Source organism: Streptomyces sp. ICC4 (assembly GCF_003287915.1).
In the GTDB taxonomy this organism is placed as follows: domain Bacteria; phylum Actinomycetota; class Actinomycetes; order Streptomycetales; family Streptomycetaceae; genus Streptomyces; species Streptomyces tritrimontium.
Genome location: NZ_CP030286.1, coordinates 5,374,344 through 5,398,102, shown reverse-complemented (window position 1 = coordinate 5,398,102; position 23,759 = coordinate 5,374,344). Strand labels below are relative to the sequence as shown.

Annotated in this window: 17 protein-coding genes; 7 read left to right on the top strand and 10 right to left on the bottom strand. The window is 70.1% G+C overall.

Annotated elements, in window-relative coordinates; genetic code table 11:
• The first annotated feature begins 46 nt into the window (after positions 1-46).
• The 3 genes from DRB89_RS25150 to DRB89_RS25140 all read left to right on the top strand — a co-directional run bounded on the left by DRB89_RS25150 (position 47) and on the right by DRB89_RS25140 (position 3,630).
• Positions 47-1,411 carry an aldehyde dehydrogenase family protein gene (locus DRB89_RS25150; RefSeq protein ID WP_112450577.1) on the top strand — a complete coding sequence of 455 codons (1,365 nt, stop codon included), beginning with the start codon at positions 47-49 and terminating at the stop codon, positions 1,409-1,411.
• A 4-nt stretch (positions 1,412-1,415) separates the two neighbouring features.
• Positions 1,416-2,207 (top strand): 3-oxoacyl-ACP reductase, encoded by a 792-nt coding sequence (locus tag DRB89_RS25145; protein ID WP_112450576.1) that lies wholly within the window; start codon positions 1,416-1,418, stop codon positions 2,205-2,207.
• Positions 2,208-2,328: 121 nt separating this feature from the next.
• Positions 2,329-3,630, top strand: a complete 1,302-nt coding sequence (locus DRB89_RS25140) for a haloacid dehalogenase-like hydrolase (protein ID WP_112450575.1) — start codon at positions 2,329-2,331, stop codon at positions 3,628-3,630.
• A 3-nt stretch (positions 3,631-3,633) separates the two neighbouring features.
• Here the strand turns inward: DRB89_RS25140 and DRB89_RS25135 are convergent, their stop codons facing one another.
• A complete protein-coding gene (locus DRB89_RS25135) occupies positions 3,634-4,836 on the bottom strand; it encodes an amino acid deaminase/aldolase (protein ID WP_112450574.1) in 1,203 nt (400 codons plus the stop codon).
• A gap of 309 nt (positions 4,837-5,145) precedes the next feature.
• On the opposite strand from DRB89_RS25135, the gene DRB89_RS25130 reads away from it, so the two are divergent.
• The gene (locus DRB89_RS25130; RefSeq protein WP_239516326.1) at positions 5,146-5,958 is read left to right on the top strand and encodes a hypothetical protein; all 813 of its coding nucleotides are present in this window, start codon (positions 5,146-5,148) and stop codon (positions 5,956-5,958) included.
• Here the strand turns inward: DRB89_RS25130 and aspT (DRB89_RS25125) are convergent.
• From aspT (DRB89_RS25125) to DRB89_RS25095, 7 genes are all read right to left on the bottom strand, one after another.
• Positions 5,919-7,673 (bottom strand): aspartate-alanine antiporter, encoded by a 1,755-nt coding sequence (gene aspT, locus DRB89_RS25125; protein WP_112463420.1) that lies wholly within the window; start codon positions 7,671-7,673, stop codon positions 5,919-5,921. The genes DRB89_RS25130 and aspT (DRB89_RS25125) overlap by 40 nt on opposite strands.
• Before the next feature lie 115 nt (positions 7,674-7,788).
• Positions 7,789-9,474, bottom strand: a complete 1,686-nt coding sequence (aspT, locus tag DRB89_RS25120; RefSeq protein WP_112450565.1) for an aspartate-alanine antiporter — start codon at positions 9,472-9,474, stop codon at positions 7,789-7,791.
• A gap of 109 nt (positions 9,475-9,583) precedes the next feature.
• On the bottom strand, positions 9,584-11,410 hold the full coding sequence (locus DRB89_RS25115) for an AMP-dependent synthetase/ligase (protein ID WP_162689002.1): 1,827 nt from the start codon (positions 11,408-11,410) through the stop codon (positions 9,584-9,586).
• A gap of 112 nt (positions 11,411-11,522) precedes the next feature.
• A complete protein-coding gene (locus tag DRB89_RS25110; RefSeq protein ID WP_275432084.1) occupies positions 11,523-13,433 on the bottom strand; it encodes a TniQ family protein in 1,911 nt (636 codons plus the stop codon).
• A 23-nt stretch (positions 13,434-13,456) separates the two neighbouring features.
• Positions 13,457-14,761, bottom strand: a complete 1,305-nt coding sequence (locus DRB89_RS25105; RefSeq protein ID WP_239516325.1) for a TniB family NTP-binding protein — start codon at positions 14,759-14,761, stop codon at positions 13,457-13,459.
• Positions 14,758-17,058, bottom strand: a complete 2,301-nt coding sequence (locus tag DRB89_RS25100) for a transposase (protein ID WP_112450568.1) — start codon at positions 17,056-17,058, stop codon at positions 14,758-14,760. The genes DRB89_RS25105 and DRB89_RS25100 overlap by 4 nt, the downstream gene beginning before the upstream one ends.
• Positions 17,058-17,735 (bottom strand): TnsA-like heteromeric transposase endonuclease subunit, encoded by a 678-nt coding sequence (locus tag DRB89_RS25095; protein WP_239516324.1) that lies wholly within the window; start codon positions 17,733-17,735, stop codon positions 17,058-17,060. The genes DRB89_RS25100 and DRB89_RS25095 overlap by 1 nt, the downstream gene beginning before the upstream one ends.
• Positions 17,736-18,078: 343 nt before the next feature.
• Here DRB89_RS25095 and DRB89_RS25090 point away from each other — a divergent pair, with 343 nt between their 5' ends.
• A complete protein-coding gene (locus DRB89_RS25090; RefSeq protein ID WP_030587128.1) occupies positions 18,079-18,708 on the top strand; it encodes a class I SAM-dependent methyltransferase in 630 nt (209 codons plus the stop codon).
• Between the two features lie 80 nt (positions 18,709-18,788).
• Here the strand turns inward: DRB89_RS25090 and DRB89_RS25085 are convergent, their stop codons facing one another.
• Positions 18,789-19,697 (bottom strand): aminoglycoside phosphotransferase family protein, encoded by a 909-nt coding sequence (locus tag DRB89_RS25085; RefSeq protein WP_030587125.1) that lies wholly within the window; start codon positions 19,695-19,697, stop codon positions 18,789-18,791.
• A gap of 325 nt (positions 19,698-20,022) precedes the next feature.
• On the opposite strand from DRB89_RS25085, the gene DRB89_RS25080 reads away from it, so the two are divergent.
• Both DRB89_RS25080 and DRB89_RS25075 read left to right on the top strand, forming a co-directional pair.
• Complete coding sequence (locus DRB89_RS25080) at positions 20,023-20,748, top strand: MerR family transcriptional regulator (protein ID WP_112450569.1); 726 nt, start codon at positions 20,023-20,025, stop codon at positions 20,746-20,748.
• 9 nt (positions 20,749-20,757) lie between these two features.
• Positions 20,758-21,468: a 1,4-alpha-glucan branching protein gene (locus DRB89_RS25075; protein WP_112450570.1), complete on the top strand. Its 711-nt coding sequence runs from the start codon at positions 20,758-20,760 to the stop codon at positions 21,466-21,468.
• 75 nt (positions 21,469-21,543) lie between these two features.
• Here the strand turns inward: DRB89_RS25075 and DRB89_RS25070 are convergent, their stop codons facing one another.
• The gene (locus DRB89_RS25070; protein ID WP_112450571.1) at positions 21,544-23,727 is read right to left on the bottom strand and encodes a 3-hydroxyacyl-CoA dehydrogenase NAD-binding domain-containing protein; all 2,184 of its coding nucleotides are present in this window, start codon (positions 23,725-23,727) and stop codon (positions 21,544-21,546) included.
• Between the last annotated feature and the right edge of the window lie 32 nt (positions 23,728-23,759).

Below are 23,759 nucleotides of genomic sequence, written 5' to 3'. Positions count from 1 at the left end.
CGGATCCACCGCACCCACCGCACCCGAACGTCTGAAAGGCCACCACGTGTCCGACGCGCTGGAAGTCTTGAATCCGGCCACCGAGGAACTCGTCGCCATCGTCCCGGCCGCCACACGGGACGATGTCGACGCCGCCGTCGTACGGGCCGCCGCGGCCCAGCGGACCTGGGCGGCCGCCGCGCCCGCCGACCGGGCGAGACTGCTGCGCCGGTTCGCCGCCGTGGTCGACGGGCACATCGAGGAACTGGCGCAACTGGAGGTCCGCGAGGCGGGCCACACCATCGGCAACGCCCGCTGGGAAGCCGGCAACGTGCGCGACGTCCTCGACTTCGCCGCCGGCGGAGTCGAGCGGCTCTCCGGCCGTCAGATCCCCGTCGCCGGGGGCATCGACGTCACCTTCCTCGAACCCCTCGGCGTCATCGGCGTGATCGCCCCGTGGAACTTCCCCATGCCGATCGCCGCCTGGGGCCTGGCCCCGGCCCTCGCCGCCGGCAACGCCGTCATCCTCAAGCCCGCCGAGACCACGCCGCTCACCGCGCTGCGGCTGGCGGAGCTCGCCCTGGAGGCCGGACTCCCCGAGCACCTGCTGCAGGTGCTGCCCGGCCGCGGGACGGTCGCGGGCGACGCCCTCGTCGAGCACCCGGGCGTGGCCAAGATCGTCTTCACGGGCTCCACCCGGGTCGGCAAGCAGATCATGGCCAAGTGCGCCGACCGGGTGAAGCGGGTGACCCTCGAACTCGGCGGCAAGAACCCCAACATCGTCTTCGCGGACGCGGACCTGGAGGCCGCCGCGGCCGCCGCTCCGATGTCCTTCCTGGACAACACCGGGCAGGACTGCTGCGCCCGCACCCGGATCCTCGTCCAGCGCTCCGCCTACGACCGGTTCATGGAGCTGCTGGCCCCCGCGATCGAGAGCGTGGTCGTCGGGGACCCGAACGACGAGAAGACGCAGATGGGGCCGCTGATCTCGCGGGTGCAGCTGGACCGCGTACGGTCCTACGTCACCGACGACCTCACCGTGGTCCGCGGCACCGCCCCCGAGGGCCCCGGCTTCTGGTACCCCGCGACCCTCGTCACCGGCGTCGGCCCCACCGCGCCCGTGGCCGCCGAGGAGGTCTTCGGACCCGTCGCCGTCGTCCTGCCCTTCGAGGACGAGGAGGACGCCGTACGCCTGGCCAACGCCACCGAGTACGGCCTCGCCGGCTCCCTGTGGACCCGCGACGTGGGCCGCGCGCTGCGCGTCTCGCGTGCCGTCGCCGCCGGCAACCTGTCGGTCAACTCCCACAGCAGCGTCCGCTACTGGACGCCCTTCGGCGGCTACAAGCAGTCCGGGCTCGGCCGCGAGCTCGGACCCGACTCCCTCTCCGCTTTCACCGAGACCAAGAACGTCTTCATCAGCACGGAGGCCTGAAAACATGTCCACTGAGTCCACCGAGATCGTCTGCCGCCGCCTGGTCGGCCGTACCGCCGTCATCACCGGAGCCGGCAGCGGCATCGGCCTGGCCACCGCCCGCCGCCTGGCCTCCGAGGGCGCCAACATCGTCTGCGGCGACATCGACGAGACCGCCGGCAAGGCCGCCGCCGAAGAGGTGGGCGGCACCTTCGTGAAGGTCGACGTCACCAGCCCGGAGGAGGTGGAGGCGCTCTTCAAGACCGCCTTCGACACCTACGGCTCCGTCGACATCGCCTTCAACAACGCCGGCATCTCGCCCCCGGACGACGACTCGATCCTCACCACCGGGCTGGAGGCCTGGAAGCGCGTCCAGGACGTCAACCTCACCTCCGTCTACCTGTGCTGCAAGGCCGCCCTGCCCTACATGCAGCGCCAGGGACGCGGCTCCATCATCAACACCGCCTCCTTCGTGGCCATCATGGGCGCCGCCACCTCGCAGATCTCCTACACCGCCTCCAAGGGCGGCGTACTGGCGATGTCCCGCGAACTCGGCGTGCAGTTCGCCCGCGAGGGCATCCGCGTCAACGCGCTGTGCCCGGGGCCCGTCAACACCCCGCTCCTGCAGGAGCTGTTCGCCAAGGACCCGGAGCGCGCCGCCCGCCGGCTCGTGCACATCCCGCTGGGCCGGTTCGCCGAGCCCACCGAGATCGCCGCCGCCGTCGCCTTCCTCGCGAGCGACGACTCCTCCTTCGTCAACGCCACCGACTTCCTCGTTGACGGCGGCATCTCCGGGGCGTACGTCACCCCCCTCTAGGCCCCACCCCCGCACCTCCCGCACCTCCCGCACCTCCACGGCAGCCGGGCGTCCCACGACGCCCGGCTGCCGTGCTCCAGCGCCGTGACGATCTTGTAGAGAATGAGGAGGGTCCACCTCAGTGACCCAGCCCAGCTCCCTGCGACGGCTCCAGGCCGTCGGCGCCGCCGTCGCGATAGCCGCCGGCACCCTCGTGGCCGCCGCGCCCGCCGCCCAGGCGGCCCGACCCGGCCCGCACTGCACCACCCCCCGGCTCGCCGCCGGCTGGTACGGGGACAACCGGGCCCGGCTCCAGCAGCTGATCGACGAGTACGGCAGGTGCAACCCGTACCGGCCGAACCGGGCCAAGCCCGTCGCCGTCTTCGACTGGGACAACACCGTCGTCAAGAACGACGTCGGCGACGCCCAGATGTTCTGGCTGCTGCGCAACGGCAAGATCCGCCAGCCGGCCGGCGGCGACTGGACCACCACCAGCCGCCACCTCACCCCGGCCGCCGCCGAGGCCCTGGCCGGCGCCTGCGGCGCGCTCGCCCGGCCGGGCGCCCCGCTGCCCACCGGCACCCCCGAGGGCGCCGGCTGCGCCGACGAGCTGAACGCCGTCTACGGCACCGCCGCGACCCGCTCGGCCGCCCCCGCCTTCGCCGGCTGGGACCGCCGTACGACCGAGCCCGCCTACGCCTGGCTCCCGCAGCTCATGCAGGGCTGGACCGCACGCGAGGTCCGCGGCTTCGCGGCCGCCGCGCGGGCCGAGAACCTGGCCGCGCCCGTGGGTGCCAAGCAGCAGGTCGGCACCTCCACCGCCACCGGCTGGGTGCGCTACTACGACCAGCAGAAGGACCTCATCGGCGGCCTGCAGAAAGCCGGTTTCGACGTCTGGATCAGCTCGGCCTCGCCGCAGCCGGTCGTCGAGGTGTGGGCCGAGGGCGTCGGCATCGACGCCCGCCACGTCATCGGCATCCGCAACACCACCACCCGCGGCGGGAAGTTCACCTCCCACCTGCAGGGCTGCGGATCCGTCAAGGACGGCGCCGACACGATGATCACGTACATCGACGGCAAGCGCTGCTGGATCAACAAGGAGGTCTTCGGGGTCCGCGGCGCCGCGGCCGAGAAGATCCAGCCGGCCGCCCGCCGCCAGGTGTTCGCCGCGGGCGACTCCGACACCGACATCTCGTTCCTGCGGGACGCGACCGCGCTGCGGCTCGTGGTCAACCGCAACAAGAACGAGCTGATGTGCCGCGCCTACGACAACAGCGACGGCAAGTGGATCGTGAACCCGATGTTCATCGAGCCGAAGAAGCAGAAGCCCGCGCCGTACCCGTGCGCGACCACCGGCTTCACCGGCCGCGACGGCACGCCGGGGCCCGTCCTGCGGGGTGACGCCAGCGTCATCCCCGACCAGGCGGACTCCGTTTTCCAGTAGGCCTCAGAGGAAGGTGCGGCCCTCGCCCCGGTAGGTCGGGGCGGTGGCCGTCACCCGGTCTCCCTCGACGAGGTGCAGCTCGTCGAAGCGCTCGCACAGCTCGCCGGCCTTCGCGTGCCGGAACCAGACCCGGTCGCCGATCAGCAGATCGTCGGCCGGGCTGCCGAGCAGCGGCGTCTGCACCTCGCCGGCCCCCTCCTGGGCGTCGTAGCGCAACCCCTGGGGCAGGTACGGGACCGGCAGCCGGTCCGGGCCGGGCGCCCCGGAGGCCGGGTAGCCGCCGCCGAGGACCGTGACGACCCCGACGCCGGGCCGGCGGACCACCGGCTGGGCGAAGAGCGCGGCCGGCCGGCCGCTGAACGAGGTGTAGTTGTCGAACAGGCGCGGGACGTAGAGCCCCGAACCGGCGGCGATCTCCGTGACCGCGTCCTCGGCCGCGGTCTGCTGGACGCTGCCCGTGCCGCCCCCGTTGACGAACTCCAGGTCCGGGACCACGGCGCGGACGGCCCGTACGGCCTCGGCCCGGCGGGCGGCCAGCTCCTTGCGGGCGGCGCCCTGCATCAGGCGGATGGCGCGCGAGCGCACCGGACGCCCGGCCAGCGCGTCGCCGACCCCGGCGAGGTGGCCCTCGTAGCCCATCAGTCCGACGACGCGGAAGCCCGGCCGGGCGCTCACCGCGCGGGCCAGCGCGGCCAGCTGGGCGGGCTCGCGCAGCGGGGAGCGGCGGGCGCCGACACGGACCCTGCCGCCGAAGAGGTGCAGGGCGGTGTCCAGTTCCAGGCAGACCCGGATCTCCTGGTCGCCGCCGTCGCGGGCCCGGTCGATGAGCTCCAGCTGCGCGACGTCGTCGACCATGACGGTCACCGCACCGGCGAGCTTCGGGTCGCCGGCGAGCTCCGCGAAGCCGGCCCGGTCGGCGGACGGGTAGGCGAGCAGCACGTCCTCGAAGCCGGAGCGGGCCAGCCAGGTCGACTCGCCGAGGGTGTACGACATGATCCCGGCGAACCCGGGGCGGGCGAGGACCCGTTCGAGCAGCACTCGGCACCGTACGGACTTGCTCGCCACCCGGATCGGCTTCCCGCCGGCCCGGCGCACGAGGTCGTCGGCGTTGGCGTCGAACGCGTCGAGGTCCACGATGGCGAGCGGGGCGTCGAGATGCGCGGTGGCCCGGTCGTATCGGGCCCGGTCGGCGGCGGGGGAGTTCATGGGCGGCAGCCTGCCAGATGGGTGTACCCGTGGGTAGGGGTTTCGTCGAGCCCGGGCCCTCCCGGGCAGGTCAGCGCCCCGAGAAGAGGTTCCCCGCCGGGGACGGCCCCCGGCGGGGAGAAGCCGACCCGCCCTCGGCGTGAACCGCTGCCCGCGCACCGGGTCCGACCGCTCCGTCCCGGCCCTGACGGGCAGTCGGCCCGCCCGGTGGCCGTCCGTGGGCGGGCCCGGGCGAGAACGCCGGGGCCCGCCCGCGGACGCGTAAAGTAGGAGCAGGCAGCCGGACGGAACGGGGGGCGGAGCCGCCGGATGAGCACGTCCACACCGCACAGCGAGGTCCTGACCGCGCCCGACCTGCCCCCGGCCCCACCGCGGCGGCGCCCCGGACGGGTCTTCGCGGCCGCGCTCAGCGCCCTCCTCGGTCTCGGAGCCACCGGCGCCGCCGGCTACACGGCGTACGCCGGGCACCGCGACGCCCACCGGCCCGTGGCCGCCGACGCCTCCTACCGCAAGGCGGCCGCGCTCTGGCGCTCCGCCCCGGTCGACGCGCTCTTTCCGCCCGTCCTCGACGGAGCCGGCGCCGGGCCCGGCGGCGCCGACCGCACGTGGACCCGTATCGCCCTGGCCCCCGACGCCGAATGCGCCGCCTCGCTCGCCGCCGACTGGCAGGCCCTGCTCGCCGAAGCCGGCTGCACCCGCGTGCTCCGCGCCACCTACACCGACGCCACTCGCAGTTCGCTCGTCACCGTCGGCATGGTCTTCACTCCCGCCGACGGCCCCGCCGACGGCCCGGCCCGGACCGCCCTGCGCGGCCGGCTGACCGCCCCGCCCGGCTACGGCTTCCCGGACGACCGGCGCGCGGCCTGGACCGCCTCCGTGCTCCCCGAGGCCCCCGTCGTCCTCTACGCCGTCTCCGCCTTCACCGACGGCCGGGCCCTGGATGCCCCCCGCCCCGCGGAGGAGGCGATGCGCGAGGAGGCGACCGGACCCGCGGCGCAGGCCGGCCTCGGCCACGAGGCCAAGGGCGTCGCCGACCGCGTCGAACGAGGCCTCATGTTAAAAGTCACGGGGACCACAGAGATCTACACGGGGTGGATCGTCGGCAGAGTCAGATGTGTATAAGAAGCAGGGGTTAGGTGGATGGGAATGACGATGACCGCGCCCCAGATCGTCAGCAGGACGTTGCTGATCGCGTAGGGGATCGTGTAGCCGAGCGTCGGAACCTGCGATTTGGACTGCTCGTTGACCGCGCCGATCGCGGCCGTGGTGGTCTGGCCGCCCGCGAGCACGCCCATCAGGATCGGGAACCTGATCTTCTGGACGTGATGGCCGACGAAGAAGCCGACCAGCAGCGGGATCAGCGTGGCGATGGCGCCGAAGAGCAGCAGCCCCCAGCCGGCGGTGGCCAGCCCGCTGGTGAAGCTGGGCCCGGCGTTGATGCCGACGACCGCGACGAAGAGGCAGAGCCCGAGGGTGTCCATGAACCACTGCGCGCCGGGCGGGACGTTGCCGTACGTCGGGTACTTGCCGCGGATCCAGCCGAAGACCAGGCCCATGATGAGCGCACCGCCCGAGGTCGACAGCGAGATCGGGACCCCGCCCGCGGTGAGCGCCGGGATGCCCAGGCAGCCGCCGAGGAAGATGCCGAGGCCCACCCAGATCATGTCGGTGGCGAAGCTGGTGGGCACCGGCTTGCCGATGGCCTTGCCGGCCGGGTCGACGAGCCGCTTGGGGCCGGACAGGATCAGCGTGTCGCCGCGCTCCACCGGGGTGGAGAGCCGGTAGGGGAACTCCGTTCCGGAGCGGAAGAGTTTGTCGATGTAGACCCCGACCATGAAGGGCTCGGCGCGCAGTTCGGCGATGGTCTTGCCCATCTGCGCCTTCTCCGAGGCGACCACGTGCAGCGTCTCGGTCTGGTAGCCGAGGAGTTCGACGTCGTCGGTCTCGGGTCCGATGTGGGTGCGGGCGTCGAAGTCGACGAGGGATCCGCGCAGGGCGCTGACGGCGACGACGTCGCCCGCGAGCAGCGCGGTCTGCTGGGTGTGGTCGAGGATCTTCCCGTCCCGGCGGATCCGGGTGAGGTAGATGCGGTGGCCCAGCGCCTTCTGCTGGTTCTCGAAGTCGTCGATGGTCCGCCCGACGAGATCGGGCCGCTGGATGGTGTAGGCCCTCAGGACGATCTCGTAATAGCCCTCGTGCAGGTCGGGGTTGTCGCTGGGCGCGTCCATCTCCTTGGCGATCTGGGCGCTCTCGGCCGCCAGGTTCCGCCGGTAGAGCCGGGGCAGCACGTTGGCCAGGAGCATCGCGCAGAGGATGGTGCCGAGCGGGTAGGTGACCGCGTAGCCGACGGCGACGAGGTTCTCCTGCTCCTTCATCTGGTCGGGCGAGAGGCCCGGCAGGTTCCCGATGGCGTCCTGGGCCACGCCGATGACGGCGGACTGGGTGAGCGCGCCGCCCAGCAGACCGGCGCTGAGCCCCGGCCCGTAGCCGAGCAGCGTGGCGAACCCCCAGGAGACCAGCAGGCCCGTGACGCAGACGATGACCGCGTTGAGGACCTGCGGGAGGCCGTCCTTCTTCAGTCCGCGGAAGAACTGCGGGCCGACCTTGTAGCCGAGGGCGAAGAGGAACATCGTGAAGAAGAGGTTCTTCACGGTCCCGTCGATGGTGATCTTGAACTGTGCGCCGAGGACGAGGCCGGCGATGAGGCAGCCGGTGACGGCGCCCAGCCCGATGGCCTTCCAGCGCAGCTTCCCGACGAGGAAGCCGAGCGCGACGGTGATGAAGACCAGGAGTTCGGGATGCGGCTGGAAGATGTTCCTGTTCAGGAAATCGATCATGTGCGGACGCCGTCCAGGTCGAGGGGGCGGGTACGAGTACGGGTACGCGTACGCGTGCAGGCACGGGTACGGGTACGGAGGGGAACGGGGCTACGCGTCGGGAGGATGGGCGCCGTCAGGCGCCGAGGACACCGACGAGGATCGGCCCCGTCAGTGGGAGCAGGAAGTTCGACAGGGCGTAGGTGATCGTGTAGCCGAGCATCGGCACCGAGCTCTGGGCCACCTGCGTGATCGAGGTGATGGCCGGCGTGGAGCACTGCTGCCCGGCGATGGCGCCGATCAGCAGCGGCTTCTCGATCTTCAGGAGCTTGCGTCCGACGAACAGCGAGATCGTGGCCGGTACGAGGACCATGGCGATCCCCGCGAACGGCAGCAGGGCCCCGTACTCCTTGAGCAGCGGCCAGGCCTGCGGTCCCGAGGTCAGCCCGGTGCAGGCGATGAAGACCGCGAGCCCCATGTCCTTGATGGTGGTGGCGGCTTGCGGCGGGAAGGCGCCGAAGGTCTGCCGGCGGGAGCGGAACCAGCCGAAGAGCAGGCCCGAGATCAGGCAGCCGCCGCCGGTGCCGAGCGAGAGCGGTACCCCGCCGAGGCGGACCACGATCTGGCCGATGAGCGAGCCGAGCGCGATGCCGAGACCGAGGTAGATGAAGTCGGTGGCGTCGTTCTTGGCCACCGTGCCGATCTTCTCGACGATCCGGTTCAGGCCCGAGCGGGCGCCCACGAGGGTGACGACATCACCGCGCTCGACGACGGTCTCCGGGTTGGCGGGCAGGTGCTGCTCGCCGCGGAGCACGTCGGTCACGTACACGCCGCTGCGGCCGAACTCCGCGTGGGTGGCCCGGATCTGCTCCAGCGACTTGCCGGCGACCGCCCGGTCGGTGACCGCGACCTGCCGGGTGGCGAGCGGGGTGTCCACGCCGGGGATTCCGGGGGTCTCCGGACCGATGGCCCGGCCGGCGGCGATGGCCTCGGAGCGCCGGCCGACGACGAGGACGAGGTCGGAGAGGGTGAGGACGAGGTCGGGGGCGGGGGTCAGGTCCTTGGATCCGCGCCGGACGGCCTCCACGGTGACCCCGCCGCCGAAGGCCGCTTCGAGGTTCCCGACGGTGCGGCCGTCGGCGAGGGTGACCAGGTGGGTGCGCCCGACCAGGCCGGGCAGCGCCTCGCGCTCGTCGCTCTCCAGACCGCCGCCGGCGCCGCCGCCGCGCATCTTCTCCCACAGTGCGCGCGAGGCGTCCTGCAGGTTGATCCGGAGCATCATCGGCATGATCTGGCTGGTGTAGATGACGATGGTGACGAGGCCGAAGAGGTAGCAGACCGTGTACGCGGTGGCCACGTGGCCCTGGTAGGTGGCGATCTGCTCCGCCGTCAGGTCGGGCAGCTTGCCGATCGCCTCGGTGGCGGTGCCGACGACGGCGGACTCGGTGGCCGCGCCGGCGAGGATGCCGGAGGCGGTGCCGACGTCGAGGTCGAAGGCCTTGGCGAGCAGGTAGGCCAGGCAGAGCACGCTGACGAGCTCGATGAAGCAGAGCGCGAAGAAGCGCATGCTCTTGCGGTTGAGGTTGGCGAAGAACTGCGGTCCGGCCATGTAGCCGAGGGCGAAGATGAAGAGTGCGAAGAAGATCGTCTTCACATCGGCGTCGATCTCGATCTTGGCCCAGGCGCCGAGCAGCAGCGAGACGATCAGCGTGCCGCAGATGCCGCCGAGGGTGATCGGGCCGACGCGTATCTTGCCGACGAGGTAGCCGACCGCGAGGCAGAGGAACAGGGCGAGTTCGGGGTGGTCACGCAGCACACCCATGGGCGGTCAGCCGCCCTTGCCGGGCGAGGGAATTGGTTCGGCGTTTGTCCGCATCACCCCACCCTTGTCCGGCGGGCGGCGACCCGCCCACCGGACAGGGCCGTACGGGTTACTCCGTACCGTCGCCCGGCTCGTCGTACAGCCCGTCGATCAGGGCCCCGTACTTCTCCCGGACCACGCGCCGGCGCAGCTTCAGCGAGGGGGTCAGCTCCCCCGACTCCGGGCCCCACTCCTCGGTCAGCAGCCGGTAGCGCTTGATCTGCTCGGTGCGGTTGAGCCGCGCGTTGGCGGCCTCGACGGCGCGGGCGACCTCCTCCCGCACGGCCGGGTGCGCGGCGAGGTCGGCGAGGCCGGCGGGCCCGGCCGCCTCGATGCCGCGGGCCGCCGCCCACGCCGGGGCCAGCTCCGGGTCCAGGACGAGGAGGGCGACGAGGTAGGAGCGGCCGTCGCCGTGCACCAGCGCCTGCCCGATCAGCGGGTGCTCCTTGACGGTGTTCTCCACCAGGGCCGGTGAGACGTTCTTGCCGTTCGAGGTGATGATCAGCTCCTTCTTGCGGTCGGTCAGCCAGAGGAACCCGTCCTCGTCGAGCCGGCCGACGTCCCCGGTCGGGAACCAGCCCTCCCCGTCGGAGGCGCTCTCCACCGTCCCGTCCGGGAGCATGTAGCCGCCGAAGACCGTCTCCCCGCGCGTGAAGATCTCGCCGTCGTCGGCGAGCCTCAGCTCCAGCCCTTCGATCGGGCGGCCCACCGAGCCCAGCCGGAAGCCGTCCGGGCTGTTGACCGTGCACACGCCCCCGGTCTCCGTGAGCCCCCAGGCGTCCATGATGGTGATCCCCCAGCCCGCCCAGAAGCGGACCACGTCGATCGGCATCGGCGCGGTGGCGCTCGCCGTCCAGACGAGCCGGTCCAGTCCGGCCAGGATGAGCAGCGGGTCCAGCACCCGCTCCTTCGCGGAGGCGTACGAGGCTTCGAGCGCCGCCGGGACCTCCTGCCCGCGCTCGCGGTGGCCGGCGCGGGCCCGCGCCAGGTCGTTCGCGGCTTCGATGGCGAGCCGCTGCTCCTCGGGGAGGCGCCCGAGCACCGCCCGTACGGAGGCGGCCAGCTTCTCCCACACCCGGGGGACGCCGAAGAACTGCACCGGGTGCAGCTCGCGCACGGCCACCGAGACGGCGGCCGGGTCGGCGCACAGGCGGACGTGGGCGGCCCGCAGCAGCGGCAGGTAGATGCCGAGGATCCGTTCGGCGATGTGCGCGAAGGGGAGGTAGCAGATGTGCTCGACGTGCTCGGGCAGCTCGATGTGCCGGTCGAGCCGGACGGCCTGGAGCATGATGTTGCGGTGGGTGAGGCGGACGGCCTTGGGGTCGCCGGTGGTGCCCGAGGTGTAGACGACGGTCAGCGGGTCCTCGGGGCGCGTCTCCCGCCAGGCCTTCTCGAAGGCGTCGGGCCGGTGGAGGCGGGCCCCGCTCGCGTGCAGGGAGCCGTAGGTCCGGTGCGGGCCCGCTTCCGAGGCCTCGGCCACGACCAGCCGCTCCAGCGGGACCCCGGGGTCGGCCAGCAGCGGCTCCCACCGGGCCAGTTCCCGGGCGCCCTCGACCACGGCGAGCCTGGCCCGGCTGTGGCGGGCTATGTGGGCCACCTGCTCGGGCGCGGAGGTCCCGTACACGGTGACGGGGACGGCGCCGAGGTGGACGAGCGCGAGGTCGGTGAGCCAGTGCTCGGGGCGGTTCCCCATCATCAGCAGCACGTGCTCGCCGCGCTCGACGCCGAGGGCGGCGTAGCCGGAGGCGAGGACGGACACCTTGCGGCGCACGTCCGACCAGCTGAGGGTGGACCAGCCGTCACCCTCGCGCCACGACAGGGCGGGCAGATCACCGTGCTCGGCGGCGTTGCGCGCCAGCAGCTCGGGCAGGACGAGCTCTTCGGGAGGTGAGGGCAGTTGTGACCGTTCGCGATAGTTGGCGGATGCGTGGAGGCATTGGCGCTGGTCGCTCGCCAGCTGTTCAACGTAGTTGGCGGAGCCTGTTCCCGATAGTTGGCAATTCCGGGGCTTAGCTGCTCACGGAGCGTCGCTGCTGGTGCCGTCTCTCCCACGAGGCGAGGTTTCTGTGGGCTGCCTGCCGTAGGAGGTCAGCCACCGCCTTCCAGGTGCGATCGGGTGGGCAGGAGAGGCGTTGGATGATCTTGGAGTCCTGTTGCGTGAACGTCCGACCCTCGGGCGAGTGAGGCGGCAGGAAGCATGGGGCGAGTTTCCATTCACTGCCCGTGAGGAGTGACCAGACGAACGCGGAGGAGCACTCGCGGAACTGGTCGTCTGACCGAACGATCCTCGTGGTGGGGACGGTGCGGCAGATCTTGTTCCAGGTAGCGGTGGAGAGGTTCCAGGGCTGGAAGGACTCGCGGCGCTGCCTGTAGTCGACCTGCTGAGGCAGAGCGGCGATGTGTTCGGCGAGCTGTTCAAGGGCGCCGGCCAGGTCGTAGGGCTTCTTCTGGAAGATCAAACGGAGGGGATGTAGCGGGGCGGGGAACGGGCCGAGCCAGTTGGTGGGGATGCCGAGGAACCGGGCGGCTTCGTCCATGCGCATGCCGGTGACAGCTTGGACGAGTTGAACCGCGACTGCTCTTCGCAGCCCATTGGTCTGCGGTGATCGTGGCAGGAACTTCGGACGGGAGGCCTGGCTGAGGAGGGTGAACCACTCGTCAGGGAGGTGCTGAGGGATGTTCTCGGCCTGGTAGCCACGTGCGCGGACGGGGATGACGCAAGCGGTCCGATCGGCTTGATCGGACGAGCCGGGAGGATGTTGCGCGGGGAAGCGCCGTCTGAAGGCGTTGTCGATCTCGTGCCGGATCAAGGGGGAAGCGTCGCGTTGCAGGGTGACCCATGTTGCGCCCCAGCGGCGATCGGGGGTCTCCGGTGCGTGCTCAAGCAGGGAGGTCAGGGTCTCTCGCAGTTGGTGGACGGGTTGCCGGAGGTGGGTGTGAGCGATGGTGAGCAACGCGGCCGTGGCCGCTGAGGATCTCGGTTCGGTGCTCCAGAGGCTGGGGTGGCGGCTCCCTCGGTGGGGTGGTTTGCCGCCAACGGATTCGGCTGCCTGCTGCTGGGCGGCGTGCTGCTCGTCAAGGGCTGCCGTCAGCACGTGGGGAAGGTGGGTCGCGTCTGCAGTGTGTGGCCAGGTCGCGTTGACGATCGAGGCCATGACCTGCAGGTCCGCGAACCTATGGAAGGCGGTCTGGGGAGTCGCGGACGGGCTGAGCCAGTCGAGGATCGTGCGCTGCAAGCCGTCCAGTTCAGGGCTGAGGCGGATCTGGTTGAGGCCGCTGCCGTCGTCGAGCCGGTGACCACAGAATGCTCTCCCGGCGCTTGTGCTGATGCTGCTGTTGCGGCATTGAAGTGGGTGGAGGCCTGCTGTCGATGGAGACGGAACGAGTTTGAGACGGCCCTCGGGGTGCCGGCTCTGGGCAGCATGCTGGCAGGCAGGGCATGTGTCTTGGAGCAGGACCTGGTGTTCCAGGCATGCGAAGACGACGGGCAAGTGCCAGAGCAATCGCCAGGCACCTCCGTGTCGTTCCTGGATCACTGATCCGTCGCCCTTGAGGCAGGCCGGGCAGTAGCGAGTGGAACCGACGAGGAGCCAGGAAGGGAAGACGTTCCGGGCGCGGGGCGGGTCGTTCGGTTGTCGTGTGAGGGCTTCGGCGACGGGGGGATAGCGGCCGAGATAGGGCAGGAGTGTGAGCCGTTCGACGGTCGCGGTAGGCATGCGGGTCGCGTGCGCGAACGCGGACGCCCCAGGGGGCTCCATCATGAGCAGGTGGCGGACGGGCGACATTCCGCCTGTGACGCGGTAGGGGGTCAGGCCCGTGCGCCACGTGACGTTGCTGGGCGCGACGTGCAGTCGATGGGACAGCCGCAGGATGAACCCGGCCATGCTCTCTCCCGGCAGTGGGATCAGGCTGCGGGGCATGGGTTCGGCGGGCGGTCGCTGCATCAACTCGCTGCTTCGGCAGGAGCTTCGGGGTCGACTCGTGGCCCGCGGTCGTCGAAGACGGTATTGCGTGCCCTGCGTGTCTTCCTGGTGACCTTCTTGCCGTCGTCCGGCTCGGCAGGGACAGCTGTTGGTGCCGGCCCGGCCTCCTCAGCGGGGATATCCCGGCCGATGATGATCTCGTCGAGCAGGTTCTCGGTGATGTTCTCTTTGCCGGTGGCCATGGCTTCCTGAGCGCCCTCCTCAAGAAGCCGGCCGAGTAGACCGATGACCCCTCCGGTGCGGTTCATCAGGTATTCGGGCATCGAGCCGTTTGTGAGCATGCCCTTCTTCGCCTTCAAGAGCCGCAGGTGGGCCTCGGCTCCTCGCAGGTGCTTCACGAACGCCTGGATCTGGGAGGGCGTCGAGTAGGAGAAGTGGTCGAGTTCCACGAGTTCGAAGCGCCGCTCGATCTGGGTGACTTCGAGGCCGTGGACGCGTGTGGTCTCCAGCGGTGGCAGCACCCATTGGCGGTCGCGGCGGCTGAAGTGGGCTTCCCGCAGCAGGCCGGTGCCAGGGATGTTGACTCCGGTGAGGATGAGCGTGACGTTGAAGCTCATCAGGGCCCGGATGAGGTCGAGAACGTCCTGATCGTCGGCGCGGTGCATCCGCAGTCGGTTGATGTCGTCGATGATCAGAACCTTGACCCCGTGGTCTCGCAGGCAGTCGGCGACCAGTTGGATCAGTTGAGGGAGCGTGAATTTCCAGCGTTCGGGCCCGAAGAAGTTCAGGATCGACTCGCAGAGACTCTTCGGGGTGGCGGTGACAGGCGTTTGGACATAAACGACCGGTGCGTGCAGGTCCGACGTGCCCGGGACGGATTCCGGGTTGAGGTGGTGGTGGAAATCCAGCCACTGATCCTCGAATGCCGCGGCAACCGAGCAGACCGTGGCGGTCTTGCCGTGATTGCCCCAGCCGCTGACCATCACGCCCGGCATCGTGGGGCTGTTGCGTCGCAGCGTGTTGCCCTGCAGGCGCCGGTCGATCAGCCGCGTCACGCCTTCGAGCATCGGCGTTTCCTGGACCGGCAGGTTCACGTTGGTCAGACGCCGGTAGATGTCGTAGTCCGAGCGTCTTTCGGTCGGCAGCATCTGGTACTGCCTGATGGTGAGCCGAGGCGGCGGGATGAACTGGTCGCGGGTGGTGCGGTAATGCTGCCAGCCGGTGAAGGAGTGCCGGTGCGACTCGGGGCCAAGGATCATGGCGGCGATCTGGCGGCGGGAGGGCAGGCCGTCCAGCCGCCCTGCCGGGAGGTCGTCGAGCCTCACACATTCTCCTCGGTGTCGGCCGTGTCCTCATCCACGTCTTCGTCGCCCGCCAGAACGGACGGCATCAGGAACAGGTGGCGGCTTTTGAGAGATTCGTTCAGGAGCCGGGGCACGGACGTGTCGGCGGTCACGGCAGCCTCGCGGCGGCGGCGCCGGTCGGCGGTCACGGCCTGACCGACCGTGCGGGCCTGTTCCTGCCAGTCCTGCGGCTCGGCAGGCCGGCCCGCGATCCGGTCGGCGGCGGCCGTCTCGGCGCGGGAGATCTCGCGCGAGCGGGCGATTCGGGCTCGCTTCTGCGATTTCTTCTTCGCCGCTTTCCCCTTCTCCTGCTTTTCGTCTCGCTGGGTCGGCCACTGATCGACGGGTGCCGCCTCGCCGAGGATCTCCAGCAGCAGCGACAGAAGGTCGGCGTCCGAGCGAGGAGCGAGTCGGCGCTGACGTGCGGTGGCCAGCACTTCGGCTGCGGTCTTGTCGGAGAAGGCCGGGACTTCGCCTTCCGGGGGAAGCCCGGTCCATCGCAGCACATGCCAGGATTCGTGATCGTCCGGGTCCTGGAGGAAGACCCGGCGCCGGTCCCGGCGGTCGCTGCTGACGACCCACTTGTCGGCGTGTCTGCCGCCCCGGCCCGAGGGCCGCAGGAATCGGGACTCCTGCAGAAGGTCTGCGTAATACCAGAGCCCGAGGATCTTCACTCCGCGGCGGGGGTGAACTTGGACGTGGTGCTTGGGCAAGACCTTGTAGTAGAGCTCAGGGCCGGGAATCTGCATCGACCAGCCGCCCTGGTGCATGGCCGCGGCGAACAGTGAGTTGGGGCTGTGGTCCTCTTCCGGCCCCCAGGACGGCGCGTATTCACCGAGCCGGTGGTTCTGCCAGACCTTCACGATCCAGGTCGCGATGACGTGTTCCATCTGCGAGCGGGTCATCACCGCGTCAGCCTCCGGGTCGGCGCCGCGGTCAGCGACGTCCGTGCCGGTGAAGCCCAGCAGATGCTCGAACAGCATGGTCTTGAACGCGGAGAAGGCGCGCTCGACGGCGAACTTGTCGCTGGCCCGGAAGGCTCGGGCCGGAAGGATGTTGCAGCCCAGGCTCCGTTCCGCCTCCACCAGGTCGTGGTTCTTGTAGACGCTTCCGTGGTCGGTGGTCACCGTCTCGGGTGCGAAGAAGGGAAGGGCGGCGACGTCGTGTCCGGCGAACTCCGCGATCACCTCGGATGGCACCCCTGGATAGGGCCATTCCATGTCCTGGCCCCAGCCCTCGCGCATCGGCAGGGGCAGCATCACGTCTCTGAGCAGCATCGCGACATCGACCGACGTATCGGACTCCAGCGTCAGTCTGAAAGCCGGGGCAGAGTGTGTGTAGAGATCGAGCCCCAGCGTCAGGGTCGCCGACACCGCCTCGCCGAACACGCTCTCCCGCAACTTGACCGGCAGCGGCGTGGAGTCCAGAGCGATCACCTGCCCCGGGCGGTGGACGATCAGTCGCCGTCCGACGTCCGCGTCCTCGGCGTCCTCAGCCGAACGGGCGTAACGGGCCCGAGCCCCGCCGCTTCCGAACCATTCCCGCCAGACTCGCATCAAGGTGATCCGCGACGGGATGTCCTTGACAGGAAAGGACGGGAAGGTCTCCCGGATGTACTGGTGCATAAGGCGATGCCGGGCGGCCATGGTGATCGAGGACCGGTTTCTGCACTCCCGCTTCACCGCGAAGATCGCTTTGCGGACTTCCTCAGTGACACTGGGATGGCCCCCGCTGCGGCGGGTCCAGCGGCCGTCTGCGCAGGCCAGCAGCAGGCTGTCCCCGGATCTCGCGGACAGCCGTTCCAGCGTTCGCTCGCTCATGAACCGAAGCCCCAGCATCTCGGCCTCCTGGCGCGGCAGGGCCTTCAGCTCGGACGCCTTCGCTCGCCGGCGCTCGCTCAGCAACGTCCGCTCGGGATCGTAGGCAGGCCGTGGTTCACCGGGCCGGGCCCGGTCGGCCCGGCCGTCCCGGAAGCCGGTCTCCGCCTCCAGCACGTGCTCAGCCCTGATCCGGGCCCGCTTGCGCTGTCCTTCGGTCAGGTCGTCCAGCGACCTCGCCTGCCGGCCGACGGGGACGAACGTCGTCGGCCGGTTCGCCGCGGCCTTCGCATCCGGGTGGTGGATCAGCCAGCGGATCGACCTCGTCTCCTCCCGGCCCTCACCATCCGTCAGGACGAACCGGCTGAACTGAGGCTCCGCTGCTGTCACCGTCCACTCGACGCCGTTCAACTGCAGCACGCTGCCGATTTCCATGTCCAGCAGACCGTGTCCCGCAGCCATCACGACCCCCCGGCCGATGCGCGGCCCCGCCAGATCAGCGAGCCATCCCCCAGCGGACTGCCCAGATCAACACCGAGCCTCCGCCACCACAGCAGATGAGTAGCGTGAGCACGAGCGACGGCCGGAAGGCATGTTCCCTCCACCAGGTCGCCGAACCTGTCCACCCCGCGTGCAACAGCGTCCTCAAGCTCCCGCTGGAGGCCCAGCTGATCGACCAGCGGCCGACGCTGCGACGACAGGTGGTCGAGCACGCTGTGGACGTGAGGCCGCCAGCCAACTGCGACCGAATATCGCCAGCCGCAGGCCGATGCTGACTGTGCCGTTGCCGCGAACTTCATCGCGTCGTCATCCTCGATCAAGCCCTCGGGGCGGACGTCGAACAGCCACAGCCCTCCGTCGGGCATTACCGCAAGAAAGTCCGGGACGTGCCACCTCTTGCCTTCGCTGCTGTCAAAGTCGAGGCGGAACGGCTGCGGCAGGACTTCAGCGACCCCGAAGTAGTCCAGCGCCAGCAGAAGCTGTTGCTCTTCCAGCGACTCGAACCCGTGAAGCCGACCCGTCGACACCATGAACTGCAGACCTGGCCGGTGCCCCTGGCCAGCTCGCCACGTAAACCCCCGGATCACCCTGGACGACAGCACCGGCACCGAGGCCATGTCACGAACAGGCCAGGTCACCTTGCCCTCCCCGACCCGCCACGTCACTGTCCACCGACGCGGCCACCCGTCGTCCGTAACCAGCCTTGACTCGAACTCGGCGAGACCGACGTACGGAGTGAGTAGATCACTGAGTACGCACGAATCGGAACGGATCAAGACAGGCGATGGACGGAGCACCCATCCAGAGCAGCACGGAGTCCCCTGCAGTCGGCACGGATCACCGCAGTTGTCCGTAACTGTCCTTTCTCCGAACTACTGAGGGTGTCTCGTGATCAGGTGACGGAACGATCAGTCCCGAGGGGAAGGGTAGGTATGGGGCCGGGCAACGGCTGCGAACGGCACGGGTGTTAGTTTCCTTCCCGTGTTGGAACACCAGGGCGAGACCAGGACGGCCTACGACGGGGTTGTCGAGCTGTATGCGTCGATGTTCGCTAATCGGTTGGAGACGCAGCCGTTCGCGCGGAACATGATCGGCACCTTCGCCGAGCTCGTGCGTGGGACGGGGAACCTGCGGACAGCCGACGTCGGGTGCGGGCCCGGACATCTGACGGCCATGCTGCACGACTTGGGGCTGGACGCCTTCGGGCTCGACCTCTCCCCGGCCATGGTCGACCACGCCCGGCGGGCCCATCCGGCGCTGCGGTTCGACGAAGCGCGAATGGAGGCCCTGCCGGTCGAGGACGGCGCGCTCGGCGGAGTGCTGGCTCACTACTCGATGATCCATACCCCGCCTGGGGAACTGCCCGCACTGCTCGCCGAGCAGGTGCGTGTCCTGGCACCAGGGGGCCTGCTCCTGGTGTCGTTCTTCGGGACCGAAGGACCGGAGCCGGTCCGCTTCGATCACAAAGTGACGCCCGCCTATAGCTGGCCGGCCGAGCGGTTTGCCGAGTTGCTGGCCGGGGCCGGGCTCGTCACGGTTGCTCGGTTGCTCCACGACCCGGCCTCCGAGCGGGGCTTCCTCGACGCCCATTTGTTGGCCCGCCGCCCCTAGAGCGTGCCCCGTGGCCTGGGACGGAGTGGTGTAGATCCGCGTGGATGAAGTTCGTCTGAAGCGCCACGTGCGGGACTGGTTCACTGCTCGCCGATAGCCTCCAGGATCGCGCGGAGACGCGACAAGCATTCGCTGACGAAAAGGGGATAGGTGCCCCAGTAGTACGACACCCCGCTGACTCCGACAGCGATGGCCCACGCCCGGGCACGCAGCCATGTCACGTCGTCGAGGCTTGTGGCGTCCCAGTACGCCTGTCGGGCCCCGGGTGGAAAATCCCACAGAGGCGAGTGCTCGGCGTCGGGAAAGCCGACTGAGAGGCCTCCGAAGTCGATGACGGCGTGCAGCTTCCCCTGCTGGACCAGAAGGTTGGTGGGTTTGAGGTCTCCGTGGAGCCACACATGGCGGGCAGAAGGCTCGGGCAGGGTGAGCGCGCTCTGCCACAGGTGTTGCAGATGCGCGATGTCGAGGTCGAGGCCCTGGATCGTTCGGCAGTTGTCGAAGCACCCGCTGATCCACCGGTCACAAGCGTGCAGGCCACCTCCGCGGTACCAGCTGAGCCCGCCCTGGCGAGTGGCTCCCATGAGGGGGATGGAATGCAGGCTCTGCACGATCGTCGCCAGGTCACCTCCGAAGGCGGCCCAGTCTCTGACCGATCCCGGACCGGCTTCCTCGCCATCGATCCAGCGGTACACCGACCAGGCGAGCGGGAATGCGGAACTCGGCGTGCCGTTGTGCACCGGCTCCGGGATGCGACAGGGAAGATCTGGCGCCAGCCGTGGCAGCCAGGTCTGCTCTTTCCGTACGGCCTTCGCGTTGTCCGGGGTGCGCGGTAGCCGCAGGAGCAGTTGGTCGCCGAGCCGGTACATCGTGTTGTCCGTGCCCGCACCGGCCGGCGAGATGGGGAGGTCGGCCCACTCCGGTCGCTGTTCCCGCAGCAGTGACCGGACGACCGTCTCATTCACACGGATCTCGTTCTCATGAAGTGTCACGGTGAGAGCCTTCTGCCCGGGCTTCGCCGCCGCCAGTCATTTTCCCGAGGCGACCGCTGTACGTACCTCGATCCCTTGAGGATCTGCCAGGCCAGGTGAGACCGAGTGAGACTCTGCCAGCTTCAGCTCGACCGGACAGTAACTCTGCGTGATCGCTCTCTGACGTCGGCTCGCCAACTATCGCGAACATCCGCCAACTATCGCGAACGGTCACAGCAGTCGCAGTTTCGTGGGCATGGGCAGCTCCTTGCCGTTTCACATCGTTGGTGCGACAGCAATACTGTTGAACACGAGACGCGCTGATCAGAGAGCGAGCGGAGAGCCCATGACCACCCAGGCACCGGACCCGGCGCTCACCGTCGACGAGTTGGCCGCCAGGGCGGGCGTGACCGTCCGCACCGTACGGTTCTACAGCACCCGCGGGCTTTTGCCCCCTCCCGTGATCGGACCCCGTCGAGTGGGCCACTACGGCCCCGAGCACCTGTCGCGCCTCGCGCTGATCGAGGAGCTGCAGCACCAGGGCATGACCCTGTCGGCCATCGAGCGCTACTTGGACGCCCTGCCCGACGACCTGAGCGCGCACGATCTGGCCATCCACCGGGCGCTGGTGGCGACCTGGGCCCCGGACGCGGCGCTCAAGGCCTCGCGCGCGGAGCTGGAGAAGCGGGCCGGGCGGGCCCTGACGGAGAACGACATCCGGCGGCTGACGGCGATGAACGTGCTGTCGCCCGATCCGGAGGGCTTCCGGGTGGACGTGGGACTGCTGCGGCTCGGGGTCGCGCTGCTCGACGTGCCGATCGCGCACGAGACGATCCTGGTCGCGCGCAAGGTGCTGCTGGAGCACGCGCGGACGGCCGCCCACGAGCTGACCGCGCTGTTCCGGGACGAGGTGTGGGGGCCGTTCACGGAGGGCGAGAGCGATCCCGAGCGGGTCGAGTCGATGAAGGCGCTGTCCGCGCACATGCAGCCGATGGTGGTGCAGGCCCTGGTGACCGCTTTCCAGCGCTCGCTCAAGGAGGAATTGCGTGCCGCCTTCGTCCCGGAGGGGTAGTTTCGGGCCATGGCGATGATCTACAACACCACGATGGAGCCGGGCAAGCTGGAGCTCGTCTCCGCCTGGCTGCCGACGCGGCCGTGGTACGTGTCCACGGGCCCGGAGCCCGCGCTGGCGCGGTCGGGCGGATTCCGGCTCGACGACCCGGAGGGCGAGGTCGGCATCGAGTTCATGGTGCTCACCGACACCTCGGGCGGGCGCGAGACCTCGTACCTCGTGCCGCTCACCTACCGCGGCGGCCCGCTCGCGGGTGCCGGGGCGGGTCTGGTGGGCACGTCGGAACACGGGGTGCTCGGCAAGCGGTGGATCTACGACGGCGCCCACGACCCGGTGCTCGTCGGCCAGTTGCTGGCGCTGCTCCAGGGACGCGCCGTGGCGCAGGACCAGTGCGACAGCGATGTGCCCGACCCGTCCGTCACGGCACTGTTCGACGGGCCGGAGATCCCCGCGCCGCTCCCGGGGGAACGGCCCGAGGTCCGCGACACCGCGCGGGGCACGGACGTCGTCGTGGCGGGCGCGCGGGTGCTCGGCCTGACGCGCCTGCTGCGGCCCGGGGCCGAGGCGCGGGGAAACACGGACGGGCACGGGAACGGGCACGGGCACGCGGATCCGGACGCGGCCTTCGGCCGGCTGACCGCCGGCTGGACCGCCCCGGACGGCGCCGCGCACCGGGGCCTGTTCGCGACGCTGCGCTCCTGCGCGACCGACACCGCCTGACCCGTCCCGCACGCGTTCCCGGGGCTCGCGGGCCCCGGGAACGCGCGACGCGCGGTGCGGGTCAGTCGGTGCGGGTCAGTCGGCGTACGTCTCGCCGCGCCCGGCCTTCTCCACCAGCGAGGCCGGCGGGGTGAACCGCTCGCCGTAGCGCTCGGCCAGCTCTCGGGCGCGGGCCGTGAAGCCCGCCAGGCCGCCCTCGTACCCGTTGATGTACTGGATGACCCCGCCGGTCCAGGCCGGGAAGCCGATGCCCATGATCGAGCCGATGTTGGCGTCGGCGTACGAGGTCAGGACGCCCTCGTCGAAGCAGCGGACGGTGTCCAGCGCCTCGGAGAAGAGCATCCGCTCCTTCATGTCCTCGAACGGGATCTCGACGGATCCGTCCCCTGGCGCCTTGGTGAAGTGCTCGCGCAGGCCCGGCCAGATCCCGGCGCGCTTGCCGCTCTCGTCGTACGCGTAGAAGCCGCCGCCGCCGCTGCGCCCGGGGCGCCCGAACTCGTCGACCATCCGGTCGATGACCCCGTCGGCCGGGTGCTCGGGCCAGGCCCGCCCCTCGGCCTCGAAGGCCTTGCGGGTCTCGTTGCGGATCTTGCGGGGCAGGGTGAGCGTCAGCTCGTCCATCAGGGAGAGCACCTTGGCCGGGTAACCGGCCTGCGCGGCCGCCTGCTCGATCGAGGCGGGCTCGATGCCCTCGCCGACCATCGCGACGCCCTCGTTGATGAACTGGCCGATGACGCGCGAGGTGAAGAAGCCGCGCGAGTCGTTGACCACGATCGGGGTCTTGTTGATCTGCCGTACGAGGTCGAAGGCGCGGGCGATGGCCTCGTCGCCGGTGCGCTCGCCCTTGATGATCTCGACCAGCGGCATCTTGTCGACCGGCGAGAAGAAGTGCAGGCCGATGAAGTCGACGGGGCGCGAAACCCCCTCCGCGAGGCCCGTGATGGGCAGCGTGGAGGTGTTGGAGCAGAGCAGCGCGTCGGGGGTGAGGAACTCCTGGATCTCCTGGAACACCTTGTGCTTGAGGGCGGTGTCCTCGAAGACGGCCTCGATGACGGCGTCGCAGCCCGCGAGGTCGGCCGCCTCGGCGGTCGGGGTGATCCGGGCGAGCAGCTCGGCGCGCTTGGCCTCGGTCGTGCGGCCCCGGGACAGGGCCTTGTCGAGCAGCTTCTCGGTGTACGCCTTGCCCTTCGCGGCGGCCTCGGGGGTGACGTCCTTGAGCACCACCTCGATGCCCGCGCGGGCGCAGGAGTAGGCGATGCCGGCGCCCATCATTCCGGCACCGAGGACGGCGACCTTGGTGACCGTGCGCGGTGCGACGCCCTGCGGGCGGCTGCGGCCGGCGTTGACGGCCTGGAGGTCGAAGAAGAACGCCTGGATCATGTTCTTGGCGGTCTGCCCGGTGACCAGCTCGGTGAAGTAGCGGGCCTCGATGGTCAGCGCGGTCTCGAAGTCCACCTGGGCGCCTTCGACGGCGCAGGCCAGGATGTTGCGCGGGGCCGGGTACGGGGCCCCGTTCAGCTGCTTCTTCAAGTTGGCGGGGAAGGCCGGGAGGTTGGCGGCGAACCGCGGGTTGGACGGCGTACCGCCCGGGATCTTGTAGCCGGGGACGTCCCACGGCTGCTTCGACTCCGGGTTCGCGTCGATGAAGGCGCGCGCCTTGGCGAGCATCTCCTCCGGCGTGGCGGCCAGTTCGTGGACGAGGCCGTTCTCCAGGGCGCGCCGCGGGTTGTACTGGGTCCCCTGGAGCAGGACCTTGAGCAGCGCGTCGGCGATGCCCATCAGGCGGACGGTGCGGGTGACGCCGCCGCCGGCGGGGAGCAGGCCGAGGGTGACCTCGGGCAGGCCGATCTTGGAGCCGGGCGCGTCGAGGGCCACGCGGTGGTGGGAGGCCAGGCAGATCTCGTAACCGCCGCCGAGGGCCGTGCCGTTGATCGCGGCGACGACGGGCTTGCCGAGGGTCTCGATGCGGCGCAGCGAGCGCTTGATCTCGGTGCCGGTGTCGAAGGCCAGCTGCGCGTGCTCGGGGCGCAGCCGGATCATGTCCTTCAGGTCGCCGCCCGCGAAGAAGGTCTTCTTGGCGGAGGTGAAGATGATGCCGCGGATGGAGTCCTTCTCGGCCTCGGCGCGCTCGGCGACCGCGGCGATGGAGTCCTTGAAGGCCTGGTTCATCGTGTTGGCGGACTGGTTGGGGTCGTCGAGGACGAGGGTGACGACGCCGGTCTCGTCCTGTTCCCAGCGGATGGTGGTGGACTCGCTCATGTCGCTACTTCCGTGTCAGGGGTGGGATCAGG